9 protein-coding genes are annotated in these 14699 nt (G+C 68.0%); 4 read left to right on the top strand and 5 right to left on the bottom strand.

Annotation, left to right across the window (positions count from 1 at the left end; genetic code table 11):
* Positions 1-182: 182 nt before the first annotated feature.
* The gene (gene guaB / locus OHB26_RS06315; protein ID WP_330183286.1) at positions 183-1727 is read left to right on the top strand and encodes an IMP dehydrogenase; all 1545 of its coding nucleotides are present in this window, start codon (positions 183-185) and stop codon (positions 1725-1727) included.
* 90 nt (positions 1728-1817) lie between these two features.
* Positions 1818-2987, top strand: coding sequence for a GuaB3 family IMP dehydrogenase-related protein (locus OHB26_RS06310; protein ID WP_330183285.1), 1170 nt, complete (start codon positions 1818-1820; stop codon positions 2985-2987).
* A 207-nt stretch (positions 2988-3194) separates the two neighbouring features.
* Here OHB26_RS06310 and OHB26_RS06305 read toward each other — a convergent pair whose 3' ends face one another.
* Positions 3195-4046, bottom strand: a complete 852-nt coding sequence (locus OHB26_RS06305; RefSeq protein WP_330183284.1) for an alpha/beta fold hydrolase — start codon at positions 4044-4046, stop codon at positions 3195-3197.
* A 169-nt stretch (positions 4047-4215) separates the two neighbouring features.
* On the opposite strand from OHB26_RS06305, the gene guaA reads away from it, so the two are divergent.
* Positions 4216-5808 carry a glutamine-hydrolyzing GMP synthase gene (guaA, locus tag OHB26_RS06300; protein WP_330183283.1) on the top strand — a complete coding sequence of 531 codons (1593 nt, stop codon included), beginning with the start codon at positions 4216-4218 and terminating at the stop codon, positions 5806-5808.
* A 246-nt stretch (positions 5809-6054) separates the two neighbouring features.
* Here guaA and OHB26_RS06295 read toward each other — a convergent pair whose 3' ends face one another.
* From OHB26_RS06295 to OHB26_RS06280, 4 genes are all read right to left on the bottom strand, one after another.
* Positions 6055-6255 (bottom strand): hypothetical protein, encoded by a 201-nt coding sequence (locus OHB26_RS06295; protein WP_330183282.1) that lies wholly within the window; start codon positions 6253-6255, stop codon positions 6055-6057.
* Positions 6248-7918 (bottom strand): PspC domain-containing protein, encoded by a 1671-nt coding sequence (locus OHB26_RS06290; RefSeq protein ID WP_330183281.1) that lies wholly within the window; start codon positions 7916-7918, stop codon positions 6248-6250. The genes OHB26_RS06295 and OHB26_RS06290 overlap by 8 nt, the downstream gene beginning before the upstream one ends.
* A 281-nt stretch (positions 7919-8199) precedes the next feature.
* A complete protein-coding gene (locus tag OHB26_RS06285) occupies positions 8200-12297 on the bottom strand; it encodes an nSTAND1 domain-containing NTPase (protein ID WP_330183280.1) in 4098 nt (1365 codons plus the stop codon).
* A 26-nt stretch (positions 12298-12323) separates the two neighbouring features.
* The gene (locus OHB26_RS06280; protein WP_330183279.1) at positions 12324-12962 is read right to left on the bottom strand and encodes an MspA family porin; all 639 of its coding nucleotides are present in this window, start codon (positions 12960-12962) and stop codon (positions 12324-12326) included.
* 368 nt (positions 12963-13330) lie between these two features.
* Between OHB26_RS06280 and OHB26_RS06275 the strand changes: the two genes are divergently transcribed.
* Positions 13331-14695: an ATP-binding protein gene (locus OHB26_RS06275; protein WP_330183278.1), complete on the top strand. Its 1365-nt coding sequence runs from the start codon at positions 13331-13333 to the stop codon at positions 14693-14695.
* Positions 14696-14699 lie beyond the last annotated feature (4 nt).

The following is a 14699-nucleotide window of genomic DNA, read 5'->3' as shown; positions in this document are numbered from 1 at the left end:
CAGCGGAGGCGGGAAAGACACCGACCGCCGGAGCGCGGCGGAGGCAAATTAAACAGAGCTTGGCAGCCGGATACCATGGTTGACCAAAGGCCGGGTGGTGAACGCCGGCATTGTCATTCATCCAGTCGTCCGCCGGGATCCGGGTCGGGGGACTGTGCCGAGCTCCAGGAGGGGTCGATCCGATGAGCAGTCCCGTTACGGGCGAACGAAACGCCGGCCGCCCTCATACGGGTGGCGACGATCCGAACAAGATCGCAATGCTCGGCCTCACCTTCGATGATGTGCTGCTGTTGCCTGCCGCCTCGGATCTGATTCCGAGTGCGGTCGACACCTCCAGCCGTCTCACGCGGGATATCTCACTGCGCACGCCGCTGGTGAGCTCCGCCATGGATACCGTCACCGAGGCGCGGATGGCCATCGCCATGGCGCGCGCGGGCGGTATGGGTGTGCTGCACCGCAACCTGTCGGTGGAGGCGCAGGCCGCGCAGGCCGAGACCGTCAAGCGGTCCGAGGCGGGCATGGTGACCGATCCGGTGACCTGTCGGCCGACCGATACGCTCGGCGAGGTCGACGCCATGTGCGCGCGCTACCGCATCTCCGGTCTTCCGGTGGTGGATGAGGCGGGCCAGCTGGTCGGCATCATCACCAATCGCGATATGCGCTTCGAGGTGGATCAGAACCGCCCGGTCGCCGAGATCATGACCAAGGCCCCGCTGATCACCGCGCAGGAGGGTGTCACCGCCGAGGCCGCGCTGGGTCTGCTGCGCCGCCACAAGGTGGAGAAGCTGCCCATCGTGGACGGCAATGGCAAGCTGCGCGGGCTGATCACCGTCAAGGACTTCGTCAAGACCGAGCAGTACCCGAACGCCACCAAGGACCGTGACGGCCGCCTGCTGGTGGGTGCCGCGGTCGGTGTCGGTGAGGATGCCTGGGCGCGCGCCATGACCCTGGCCGATGTGGGCGTCGATGTGCTCGTGGTGGATACCGCGCACGGGCATCAGGCGGGCGTGCTGCAGATGGTCGCCAAGGTCAAGGCCGAGGTCGGCGATCGCGTGCAGATCATCGGCGGCAATGTCGCGACTCGCGCCGGTGCGCTGGCGCTGGTCGAGGCGGGCGTGGACGCGGTCAAGGTCGGTGTCGGCCCGGGCTCCATCTGCACCACCCGTGTGGTCGCGGGTGTCGGTGCGCCGCAGATCACCGCGATTCTCGAGGCGACCGCCGCGTGCCGGCCGCACGGTGTGCCGGTCATCGCCGACGGCGGTGTGCAGTACTCCGGCGATATCGCCAAGGCGATCGCCGCGGGCGCGTCGACCGTCATGCTGGGTTCGCTGCTGGCGGGTACCGCCGAATCCCCGGGCGATCTGATCCTGGTGGGCGGCAAGCAGTTCAAGAGCTACCGCGGTATGGGTTCGCTCGGCGCCATGCAGAGTCGCGGTGAGGCCAAGTCGTACTCCAAGGACCGCTACTTCCAGGACGATGTGCTGTCGGAGAAGAAGCTGGTGCCCGAGGGCATCGAGGGCCGGGTGCCGTTCCGCGGTCCGCTGGACCAGGTGATCCACCAGCTGGTGGGTGGCGTCCGCGCGGCCATGGGTTACACCGGCGCGCAGACCATTCCGGATCTGCAGGCGGCGCAGTTCGTGCAGATCACGGCGGCGGGCCTGAAGGAGTCGCACCCGCACGACATCACCATGACCGTCGAAGCCCCGAACTACACAACCCGCGCCTGAGATCCCTTCGCGGCCCGCGCTTTCGGTGCGGGCCGCGAACCATGCCGCCACCCGGGCGGCGCTTCAGGCCACAGAGAGGATTGAACTGTCATGCGCGATATGGTCGAGATCGGCATGGGCCGGACCGCCCGTCGCACCTATGAGCTGGACGATATCGATATCGTGCCGTCCCGGCGGACGCGGTCGTCCAAGCAGGTGTCCGTGGCATGGCAGCTCGACGCCTACCGCTTCGAGATCCCCTTCCTGGCGCATCCGACCGATGCGCTGGTGTCGCCGCGCTTCGCCATCGAGCTCGGCAAGGCCGGTGGGCTCGGTGTGATCAACGGTGAGGGGCTGTGGGCTCGGCACGCCGATGTCGAGGCCAAGATCCAGCAGCTCGCCGAGGTGGCCGAGAAGGAGGGCACCGAGGCCGCGGTGCAGCTGCTGCAGCAGTTGCACGCCGCGCCGATGCAGCCCGAACTGCTCGCCGCCGCGGTGGCCGAGGTGCGTGCCGCCGGTGTGACCACCGCGGTGCGGGTCAGCCCGCAGAACGCGCGGGCGCTGACCCCGAGCCTGGTGCAGGCCGGAATCGACCTGCTTGTGGTGCACGGCACCATCATCTCCGCCGAGCATGTCGGCAGTGCTATCTCGAGCGACCCGCAAGCGATCGCGAGCGATGGTGAACCGCTGAACCTCAAGACCTTCATCGCCGAATTGGATGTGCCCGTGGTGGCCGGTGGCGTGAGCGATCACCGCACCGCACTGCATCTGATGCGCACCGGTGCCGCCGGTGTGATCGTCGGGTACGGCTCGCTGCAGGGCGCGACCACCACCAATGAGGTGCTGGGCATTCGGGTTCCGATGGCCACCGCCATCGCCGATGCCGCCGCCGCGCGCCGCGATTACCTGGATGAGACCGGTGGCCGGTACGTGCATGTCATCGCCGACGGCGAGACGTTGACCTCCGGTCATATCGCCAAGGCCATCGCCTGCGGTGCGGACGCGGTCATGCTCGGCGTGCCGCTGTCCCTCGCGCAGGAGGCTCCGGGTGCGGGTTGGTACTGGCCGTCCGCCGCCGCGCACCCCTCGGTGCCGCGTGGCGCGGTGCTGCCGTACGCCATCGACGACGAGCGCGTGCCGCTCGCCCAGGTTCTCGACGGCCCGTCCAATGATCCGTACGGTTCGCTGAATCTCGTTGGCGGCCTTCGCCGTGCGATGGCCAAGACCGGTTACTCGGATCTCAAGGAGTTCCAGAAGGTCGGCCTCAACATTCGTGCTTGAGCAGCCGCGCCGCTGAGGAGCTTTCGAAGCAATGGCTTCACCTCGCATCCCGCGAGGTGAAGCCATTCGTCATCCCGGCGCGTTTTCGGCCGGGATCCACTGAAACTCGTTGGAGCACGGCCGATGTGGATCCCAGCCGAATGCATGCCGGGATCACGAGGGTTGTCAGCCGGGATATCGGGTCGCCGCGCGCACCGAATTCTGTTTCTACCGTTCGGGTTTGCGCAGGGCCGGGAACTCTCCGGTGCGGACGCGCGGGGAGGTGACCGCGCGGGGGAGGACGTTTTCGCGGAGGAAGTCCTGGATCGCGGTGTTCACCGAGACCGGGTGGGTCATGCTGACGGTTTGGCGGGCGCCCTCGATTTCGAGGTAGCGGGCGTCGGGGAGGCGGTCGGCCAGTTCGCGGGCGTGCGCGCGTGGGACACCGGAGCGGGTGGGGTGGATAACCAAAGTGGGGCAGGTGATTTCGGCTAGTCGGTCGAGGAGGCAGTCGCGGCTCAGCAATGCGCCCGCGGCGACCTCGGTGGCGTGCGCGTCGCGGGTGAGCCAGCGCCGGATCCAGACCGACCTATGCCATTCGTCCTCGCCGATGAGGGAGTGCGCGAGATGAACGGCGAGTGCGGGGCGGACCGCGTCCTCATGCCATTTATCCAGGAAGCGACGGGCATTGCCGAGTTCGGCGCCGGTGGGCTCATGCGCCTCGGTGCTGATCAGGACCAGGGCCGAGACGCGTTCGGGGGCAAGTAGCGCGGTGCGCAGCGCGATGAAGCCGCCCTGCGAAATCCCGCCCAGCACAGCCTTTTCCACGCCTAGCTGATCCAGCACGGTGAGCGCGTCGCGGGCGCAGGTCCAGTACGTGAACGGCAGCCCCTCATCGCGAGTGTCGCCGTGTCCGCGGGCATCCCATGTGACCAACCGGAACTCCGGTGTCAACGCCGCCTTTTGCGACGTGAACATTGTTCTGTCCATGAGGAATTCGTGCCCCAGTAGCAGTACCGGCCCCTCGCCCCCGCTGTCCTCGTAGTGGATCTCGGCATCGATCGCACGGGCGAATGGCACGAGGTACACGATAGCCAGAACCTCTGACAGATTCCGCCTCTCCGTGAATTTCGCACACGGCTCAGGTGCCGTTGACGGTTGGGGGCGCGTGGTGCGGTTGGGAAGAGCCTCCCGCATCGGTGGGGCTCCCACCCGCTGTGTGGTCTGTGTCGCTCTTTAGACTGTTTCGGTGGCAGATACCCAGCGACCAGTCCTTGTTGTCGACTTCGGTGCGCAGTACGCGCAGTTGATCGCGCGCCGGGTGCGCGAGGCGAGCGTGTACTCCGAGGTGGTGCCGCATACCGCCACTGTCGAGGAGATCGCCGAGCGCAAGCCGCTCGCCGTGATTCTCTCGGGCGGGCCGTCCAGTGTGTACGCCGAGGGGGCGCCGCAGCTGGACCCGCGACTCTTCGATCTGGACATTCCGGTGTTCGGTATCTGCTACGGCTTCCAGGCCATGGCGCAGGCGCTCGGTGGCACGGTCGCGCACACCGGGACTCGGGAGTACGGGCGCACCGAGTTGAGTGTGGACGGCGGTGTACTGCACGGCGGTCTGCCGACTCGGCAGCCGGTGTGGATGAGCCACGGTGACGCGGTCACCGATGCCCCCGCCGGGTTCGAGGTGACCGGTACCTCCGCGGGTGCGCCGGTCGCGGCCTTCGAGAATCTGGAGCGTCGCCTGGCCGGTGTCCAGTACCACCCGGAGGTGCTGCACTCGCCGCACGGCCAGCAGATTCTGAGCCGCTTCCTGCACGAGATCGCCGGTATCCCGGCGGCGTGGACGGCCTCCAATATCGCCGACGCGCTGGTCAAGCAGGTGCGCGAGCAGGTCGGTGACGGGCATGCCATCTGCGGTCTCTCCGGTGGTGTCGACTCCGCGGTCGCGGCCGCGCTGGTGCAGCGCGCCATCGGCGACAAGCTGACCTGCGTCTTCGTCGATCACGGTCTGCTGCGCGCGGGTGAGCGCGAGCAGGTGCAGCGTGATTTCGTCGCCGCGACCGGGGCCAAGCTGGTCACCGTCGACGCGGTGGACAAGTTCCTGGGTGAGCTGAAGGGCGTCACCGATCCGGAGGAGAAACGCAAGATCATCGGCCGGGAGTTCATCCGGTCGTTCGAGGACGCGGTCTCCGAGGTGGTGAAAGCGGAAGGCGAGACTGCGCCCGATGGGCGCTCCGCAGGCTCCGCGCCGAAGGTGGAGTACCTCGTGCAGGGCACGCTGTACCCCGATGTGGTCGAATCCGGCGGCGGCACCGGCACCGCGAATATCAAGAGCCATCACAATGTCGGCGGCCTGCCGGACGATCTCGAGTTCGATCTGGTCGAGCCACTGCGCCTGCTGTTCAAGGACGAGGTCCGCGCGGTCGGCCGCGAACTCGGCCTGCCCGAGGAGATCGTTGCCCGCCAGCCCTTCCCGGGCCCGGGTCTGGCCATCCGCATCATCGGTGAGGTGACGCGGGATCGCCTGGACCTGCTGCGTCAGGCCGATGCCATTGCGCGCGAAGAACTTACGGCAGCCGGTCTGGACAAGCAGATCTGGCAGTGCCCGGTCGTGCTGCTCGCGGATGTGCGCAGTGTCGGCGTGCAGGGTGACGGCCGCACCTACGGTCATCCGATCGTGCTGCGACCGGTCTCCAGCGAGGACGCCATGACCGCCGACTGGACCCGCCTCCCCTACGAGGCCCTGGAGCGCATCTCCACCCGCATCACCAATGAGGTGGCGGAGGTCAACCGCGTGGTTCTGGACGTGACGAGCAAGCCGCCGGGCACCATCGAATGGGAGTGAGCTGTGCCGCCTCCCCGGGACTTCGGCGCGCGGCTCGGGTGCCGTTGACGGCTGGGGACGCGTAGGAGCGTTTGGTCGCCGAAGCTATTTCGGGGGTACCCGGGGAGTTACCCGGCCCTTACGAATTCAGTTATCACCGGGGATACGAAGGCCCCCCCGCCTTTCGGCGGGGGGGCCTTCGGCCTTTCGGGAGGGCAGTCCCGGAAGGCGGGTGCGCTGCTCCGGCGAGGTGGGGCAGCGCAGGGACTAGTCTCTCTTCTTCCTGGGGGACAGAACAAGCACGATTCCGACAACAATCGCGGCGATCACGACGATCCAGCCGAGGGACAGGCCCTCGGAGACCGGCCAGGAGCTGGGGCCGATGAAGGCCCAGATGCTCACGCCCAGGCCGAGCAGGCCCGCCAGCAGCAGCGAGAACGAGGGACGACGATTCTTCTGCTCAGCCACGCTGCACCTCCGCATTACCCATCTGCACATCGACGGTCAGATTCAGGACCGGACCCGTTGCCGGACCGGACATTCCGCTCACACAATTCGAATCACCCAGGCGCACCGTGCAGGTGGTGTGCACCCGCAGATTCGGCGGCAGGATCACCCGGGCATCGCCCATGCGGACAGATACCGTGGTGGCGTGATCCTCGGTGAGTGCCAGTTTGCTCAGGTCGAGGGTCGCCGAGCCCATGGAGACGTGGTATTCGGGCAGTAGTTCGGTGCCCGCCGCGGCGCTCCAGGTGCGGTCACCCATCGCGCCCTGATCGAATTGGATCGGGCCGATGAGCGAGGACAGGATGACGAATCCGGCCAGCGGGGCGAGCAGCACCATGAGGCCGTAGCCGCGGCGCAGGAACGCGCCGATGATCAGGCCGAGGGCGAGCACCGCCAGCGCGGCCGCGCCGATCCGGCTCGGGGTCATCCACTCCACGCCCGCCGCTGCCGCCGAACCGGCCGCCGCCGCGGCCAGCAGGGAGAGGCCGATGACGACCGGTGTGAGCCGGGAGCGCGGCTTGCGCTCGGGGGTCTGTACCACCGGAGTCACCTGCGCCGGAACGGGTTCGGGCAGATCCCAGGCCAGCGGTGCCACCGCGAACGGATCCCAGCCGGGAGGCGTCGGGCCGAAATCGGGGGAGATCGGCGCGGGACCGTAGGCGAAGGAGGGGCGTTCGCTCATTGCCGGAATACGGTGCAGGGCGGACTCTTCGCGCTCCGCGGGCATGGCATCGGGGGTCTTCTCCACCACGGCGCCGTTGCTCGCTGGGGTATCGGACTGTTCCGAGTCCGATACCGGTGCCTTCGGTGCCGGGTTCTTGTGCAGTACCACGGTGCCGGTGTCGGAGACCGCATCGGTCGGCGGAGTCTGCTGTGCCGCAGTGTCTTCGGTGCCGACGGCGGCGTTCTGTTTGCGCAGCACGACGGTCTCGGCCTCGTTCGCGATCGGGTCGGCCTCCGGAACGGGCTGGGTGGCAAGGACTTCCGTGGGAGCCTCGGCGGCCTGCTGCTGGTTCGGGTCCGGTACATAGCTGTCGGGGAGTTTGGTGTACGGCCCGTAGCCTTCGAAAGGTGCTGTGGTGCCCGGGTATCCGGTCCAGAATGGCGAGTTGGCGCCGGGGAAGCCGCCGAGTGCGGCCTCGCCCGGCTGCTCCAGATAGCCGATCGGCGGTTCGGGTTGGCGCTGATGCAGCAACCACCAGCCGGCCAGCATGAGTCCGAAGCTCACCACACCGGATCCGCCGAGTCCGACGCCGACGGGGCCCATGGTGCTCACGGCGATCCCCAATGCCACCAGCAGCACAATGGTCTTGGACGAGGTCTGCGAGCTCTGGCCCTTGCCGAACAGCGATTCGGCCGCCGAGGACTGGTCACCGGCCTGGTTGAGCAGCAGCCAGCCGAGCAGGTAGAGCACGATGCCCGCCCCGCCGAAGAGCGCCGAGACCACGAACGCGACGCGGATCAGCACCGGGTCCACGTTGTAGCGGCGGCCGAATCCGGCGGCGACGCCCGCGATCGGGCCGTGCTGGGGCAGTCGCAGCGGGCGGGTCTGCCACATATCCTGAATTTGTTCCGCGAACCCGGCACGCCCGGTGCCCCTGGACCAGTCGCTCGTTCTCGTCATGACTCCATCGTGGTTGCGAGCCGGGTCCGGGCGCATCGGGGAAGACCCTGAATGTGCACCTGAACTTGCCTGTCAGGGACGGGAAATGGGCAGAGCGTGATCAGGTCGCCGTAGACCGCGCCGCTACCGCTGTCACCGTCGGAGTTGGCGGTGCTGATGGTGTAGGGCCGCAGGCTGAACTGCCCACCGCAGCCGCGACTCGCCACGCGAGCCGGCCATGATCATTGAGCGGCGATCTCCACGGCTGTTGCGGGGTGGCGGTGAATCGGCTGTGCGGGCGGTCAGTCGCAGGGCGGTCGATAGGGCAGCTGTGGCAGGTAGCGTTGCCAGAGTTCGGGGGTCCAGAGTTTGCCGGTGATCGCGCACACGCGGTCGACGGCGGTTTGTTCGGTCAAGTCCCACAGGCGGATCGCGCCACCCTCGCCGACGCCGATGAGGTGGTGGTCGTTCGGCGGGAAGGCCAGGGTCCAGGGAATGGATCCGGGTTCGATGAGCGGTGCGCCGATCCGGCGCGGGTGTGCGCGGTCGGCGAACTCCCAGAGTTGGACCGAGCCGTCGGCGCTCGAGGTGGCCATGGTGCGCCCGTCGCTGCTGAAGACCAGCGAGATCAGCATTTGTGAGTGCGCCGCGATGGGTTCGCCGAGCGCGGTGATTCGGGTCGGATCGCTGAGGTCCCACAGGCGGATCGTCTGCTGGGTGATGGTGATCATGGTGCGCTGGTCGGGGGAGAAGCGGATGCTCCGCAGGAACTGGTCACCGGCGGTCCGCAGTGGTTCGCCTTGTTTGCGTGGGTGGTCCGGATCGGTGATGTCCCAGCGGGTCACGGCCAGGTCCAACTTGGTGGCCCCACCCAGCTGTTGCTCCGTGATCAGGGTTTTGCCGTCGGCGCCGAAGTAGACGTCGGTGGCCGCGGCCGATTCCAGATCCAGTGCCGTGCCGAAGGCCCTCGGGCGGGTGTGGTCGGACAGGTCCCAGAGCCGGACCTTGTCATCACTGCCGACGGTGGCCAGGGTCCGCCAGTCGGGGCTGAACCGGAACGATTGTGTTTGATCGCCCGGTACCTGCCACTGCGTCCGCACCGTGATGTGCGCCGGATCGGACAGGTCCAGAAACCGCAGTGGTGCGGTGCGGTTCGGGTCGATGAGCAGCAGGGTGCGTCCGTCGGGGGACAGGTCGGTGCCGTATAGGCCGGGCGGCGATCGATATTCTCCGATTTGCTTGGGCGCGTTGTGGTCCCGTGTATCCCAGACGATGATGCGGCCGTCGCTGGACTGGGTCGTCATGCGGTCGCCACCGGCATCGAAGTGTGGCGTGGACATATCCGCGGCGTGCCCGCTGAGTACCGAGGGTGGCAGCGACCAGGTCAGGATTTCACCACCGACCCCGGCGGCCAGCAGGTTTCGCCCATCGGCGGTGAAGGCGAACCCCAATGGTTGACCGGTGCAGGGGTATTCGGTCTCGCGCACACGGCAGATGGCGTTGCTCACCGAGAGTTCACCCGTAATCAGCGCCGGGACTTCGGGTTCGGTGACATTCCACAGCGAGATTTCCTTCAGGCCGGAGATCGCCAGGGTGCGCCCGTCCGGGCTGTAGGCCAGGGCGGCGATGCCGGTGCTGTCGGTGGCGATCGGCATACCGGCCTGCCGCGGTTTCGCGGGGTCGGCGATATTCCAGAGCTGGACGAAGCCCTTGCTGCCCAGCGAGGTCGAGTCCCCGCCGTAGGTGGCGACGGCCAGGGTGCGGCCGTCGGGGCTGAAAACCGGGTCGCTGATGGCGATTTCGCCCGGCTCGAGTCGATCGACGATGACCCGCGTCGTCATATCGTCGCCGAGGCTCAGTAGTTCGATGGCTTCGGTGAACGAATTGCCGTCGGTATCCCGTCCGACGGCCAGCATGCGCCCGTCCGGGCTGACGGCGAGGTGCGGGGTCGGCGGATTCGCCGCCGGGCTGTGGAATTCGTAGGACGGACCCGATATCGGGGTCGCGGGATCGTTCAGATTCCAGAGCGCCAGGTGTTGCGGGGTGACCAGGACGAGGGCGCGGCCCGCGCCGCCCGCGAATCGTATATCCACCACGTCCTTATCCGGTGGCGGCAGCACCGAGAGCTGGCGTGGGACAGCGGGATCGCGCATATCCCAGATCCGGATCTGCCGATCCTGTTCGGTGGCCAGCAGCGCGCCGTCCGGGCTGACGGCAATGAAATCGGCATTGTCGAGCGGCTGGCCCAGCGGCAGCGGATGGTGCGGGTCGGTGATATCCCATCGGCGCACCCCGCCTGCCCAGCTGAGCGTGGTGAGTACCTTGCCGGACCGATATCGCAACTGCCAGATACCGTCCCGATGCCCCGGATTCGAGGTGACCAGCGGCATGTCCTGGGTGCGCAGCAGCCGCGTGCGGACCTCCTCGTCATTCGGGCGCAGTTGGCGCGCGACCAGATACAGCTGTGCGGCCAGGGATGGATCCGAACTCCGCAGGCGATCGGCCTCGGCCAGTACGGCGGCGAAGGTCTTGTCCTCGCGCTGTTGGCCGACCAGGCGGGTCTGGGTGTAGGCGGCGAAGCCCAGGACCAGCAGGGCGACCCCGAGCACTGCGAGAATGGCCTTGGTGCGCGAGGACCGCCGACGGGTGCGAGTGCGAGCGGCGCTCGCGGCGGCCAGGAACTCCCCGGCCAGCGGGCCGACCGGCGGCGGATCCACATGTTCGAGGGCGTTCCGCAGTCGGGTGCCGCGATAGAGCAGCGAGGAATCGCGTTCCTGCGCGGCCCATTCCGCCGCATCGGTCTCGATACGCTGGCGGACCAGGTAGCCGACGCGGTCCTCGTCTATCCAGGTGCGCAGGCGGGGCCAAGCGGTCAGGACGATTTCGTGGGTGAGAGTGACCGCGTCCGCGTCGAGGGTGATGAGGCGGGTGCGGGACAGCAATTCCAATGCGGCCGTGGCGTCTTCGGGATGCACCGCACGGCGGAGCAGGTCCGTGCGCTGGGCGGTGCGGCGGGTGTCGCGGGAGTCCTGGGCGACGGTGACCAGGCCGAGCAGGATTTCCCGGGCCGCGGTCTGCTGCGCCGAAGTCAGTTCGTTCCAGGCGTATTCGGCGGTTTCGGCGACCGAGCCGACCACGCCGCCCGCCCGGCGGTAACCGGTAATGGTGAGGCGGCGGCCCTCGCGATGCTGCCAGGTGGCGGCCATGACGTGCGAGAGCAGCGGAAGTGCGCCCGGATCGTAGCTCTGGCGGCCGTGATGGTCGCCGGCACCGCATAATTCGTTGCTCACCAGATCTTCGAGGCCGGGTTCGAGATCCAGGCCCACCGCGCGGGCCGGGCCCGAGATCGCCTGCGCCAGTTCGTCCATGCGCATCGGGCCGAGTAGGTAGCTGCGCTGTTCCAGAGTCTGCTGGAGGATCGGGTAGTTGAGGCAGTGCGCGTAGAAGTCCGCGCGCACGGCGATCACCACCGCGATCGGATCGTCCGCGCGGGTGGCGCAGCCGTGCAGGGCCTCGAGGAAGTTCTCGCGCTCGCGTTCGCTGCCGCAGGTGGTGAACACCTCCTCGAACTGGTCGATGATCAGCAGTCGGCGCGGGCCCTCGGCGCGCGGGGCGAGGGCCGATTCGATTCGCTCGGTAATGGTGGGCGATTCGGCTTGCCCGGCGGACGATCCGGTGTGTGCGGTGGGTGATTCCACTTGGGTGGTGGATGTTCGGGCGGGGGTTGCGGCCGGTTCGGCTTCCGGATCGGTGAGCGCCTCGGTCAGTGCGGTGAGCGGATGTGCGCCGGGGGTGAGAGCTGTTGTCTCCCAGTCGGTGAGGGCCGGTGTCAGGCCCGCCGCCAGTAGTGAGGATTTACCCGCGCCGGAGGCTCCGACCAGCGAGACGGGGCCGGTGGCCTCGCGAATCAGGTCGGCGAGTTCGGTGGTGGCGCGGGTGCGTCCGAAGAACAGGTCGCTGTTACCGCTGCCGTAGGAGATCAGTCCCGGGTAGGGACAGGCGGATTCGGTGTCGGTCTCCGGGTTCCAGGTGGTGGCGGCATGCCAAAGTTTCTGCCACTCGCGGGGTTCCGCGGTTTCGCGGGGGAGCGGGGTGCCCGCCTTGCGGGCCAGGTCGATGAGGGTGAGTACCACCGGGAGCAGGGATTCGAAGCGGGCCGGGACATTTCGACCCGCTTTCCAATCGCTGATGCGCTGGGCGGACGCGCCGCCCGGGCGGGTGCCCTGGGCGGCGCGCATACGGGTTTCGGCGGCGGTGGCCACCCGGCGCAGGGTCGGATTGCCGGCCGCCTCATAGAGTTCGGTGAAGCGCTGGGTGAAAAGCGCTCGTGGGGAACGGTTCTGCGCAACCGCTGCGCCGTTGCCCACGCCCACACCGGTATTCGATCTCTCCCCGCCCACAGCTGGCCAATGTAGCCGGGTGAACTTCACAGCACCACCGCATCGCCCATGACCCAGTCCGCGGCGTCGACCTCGGGCGAGGTGGCCTCGATAATGGTGTACGCCTGCACGGTCAGCGGTCCGCCGCAGCCCTCGACGGTGAGCTTGTAGTCACGGTTGACGATGTAGCCGGTGCCGCCGGCGGGAATCTGCTTCTCGCCGAGTTTCACATCGGTGATGGTGCCGGGCGCGATGGTCATATCGAAGCCGATGCTGCCGCCGATCGTCGGGGTGATGTCGGCGTCGGCGTGCGGTGTGACGCCGAGGGTGTCCGCGCTGACGCCGACCGAGACCGAGGCGTCCGCGCCGACGGAGCCCTCCACGGAGAACTGCACATCCAGGTCGACGGCGCAGGCGAAGAAGTATCCGGTGCGGATCTTTCCGCCGCCGCCCTCGATCCGGCCGTAGGAGGTGTTGTCCAGGTACACCTCCCGACTGGTCGGCATTCCGTTCAGGGGTGCGACCGGCCGGGCCGCATTGTCCTGATGTCCGACGGTGATCGTCATACCGTTCGGTGCCACGGTGGTCTTCTCGTGTGGTGCCAGTGCTCCGGCGTGCGCGTCCCCCGCGCCGAAGACGAGTCCGGCCGCGGTGAGTGCGGCGGCGATGGCGGCCTTGGTGATCATGCTGGTTCCTCCCCGAAACCGGATGCGTCGCTGCGATAGCGATCGCGACGCCGGATCTGTCGATCGATCCGGCGGGCCGTATCGGCCCTGTTCAAAAGGTATGAACGGGAAGGGGTTCGATCGGAGGGGGTTTCCGGTTCCGGTCTGGTGAAACGACAGGTGAGAGGGTGTTTCGCCGATTCTCCGGTCCGGTCGGCCGGAGCGCGGGCGCGGATCGGCCGGTTGTCCGGTCCGGACGGGGTCGGGACCGGAGTCGCCGGCGTGGTCGCCGCTGCGTTCCGATAGTCGCCCAGTTCAGCCCAGCTTTCCCGGCCGGACCGGACAAACCGTCGTCTCAGGGCCGGAATCGGGGTGTTTCCTGATGTCGCATGTCAGAGGCGCGTGCCAGTATCGAAGGCATGTATCCGGCCGCACCCCTGTTCGACCCTGCCCGCGGGGCGTTCGATCCCGCGCGCGGGTCCCTCGACGCGGGCGGTGGCACGCAGCCGCCGAAACTGGTGCGGCGTACCGGTGGCCGGGTGGTCGGCGGTGTGGCGGGCGGGGTCGCCGATCATCTCGGTATCGATGTGCTCAAGGTGCGCATCGCGTTCGTGCTGCTGTCCGGTCTGCTCGGGGCGGGGGTGGTCGCCTACGGCATGCTGTGGATCTTCACGCCCGGCGGGGCGGACGAGGTGCGGCCGTCCTCCTCGGAGCGGCGGCAGGCGGTCGGCCTGGTGCTGCTGGGTTTGGCGCTCTCCGTTGGTATGTCGTGGTTGTTCAGCGGGACCGCCGCGCATGTGATCGGCCCGATCATCGTGGTCGCCATCGGCGCGGCGCTGGTGTGGCGCGAATTCGACGCGGACGGACCGAGATCGGGCATCGGACTACCCGCGCGCCCGTCGGTGGTCACCTGGGCGCGCATTGTCGGCGGTGCCACGCTGATCGTGGTCGGGCTGGGCGTGGTGGTGCTGGCGCGGGTCAACTGGAGCTCGATGGGTTCGGCGCTGCTGGCGGTGGCGGTGACGCTGATCGGGGCCGGACTGCTCACGGTGCCGCTGTGGCTGCGTATGGTGCGGGCGCTCAATGATGAACGGGCGGCGCGTATTCGCAATGACGAGCGCGAGGAGATCGCCTCGCATCTGCACGATTCGGTGCTGCAGACCCTCGCCCTGATCCAGCGGCAGGCGGAGGATCCGCACGAGGTGGTGCGGTTGGCGCGCAGTCAGGAGCGTGAGCTGCGCAAGTGGTTGTTCGACGACGCCGGACCGGCCGAGTCGAGTCTGGCCGCGGCGCTGCGCACCATCGCCGGTGAGGTGGAGGATCAGCACGGGGTGAAGGTGACGCCGGTGACGGTCGGCGATGTCTCCATGGATGTGGACGACAGCGGAATCGGCCTGCCCAAGGAGCATTTCACCGCGGTGCTGGGTGCGTCGCGGGAGGCGCTGGTGAATGCGGCCAAACATGCCGAGGTGCCCGCCATCGATCTGTTCGCCGAGGTGGAACCGCATCAGGTGAGTGTGTTCGTGCGCGATCGCGGTAAGGGTTTCGATGTGAACGCGGTGGAATCCGATCGTCAGGGTCTGACGCGCTCCATTCGCGCCCGCATCGAGCGGCGCGGCGGCAAGGTGGAGATCCTGTCCACCCCGGGGCGCGGGACCGAGGTGCGAATCATCATGCCGCGCAAGGATGGTGCGGACGAGCGCATAGTGGTGCAGCAGGAGAATCACGAAGGTGACGGAGCTACCGCCGAATGAGGAG

It is taken from the genome of Nocardia sp. NBC_01503 (assembly GCF_036327755.1).
Taxonomy (GTDB): Bacteria; Actinomycetota; Actinomycetes; order Mycobacteriales; family Mycobacteriaceae; genus Nocardia.
Note: the sequence above shows the minus strand (reverse complement) of the source record. Positions and strands in the feature narration are given on the sequence as shown.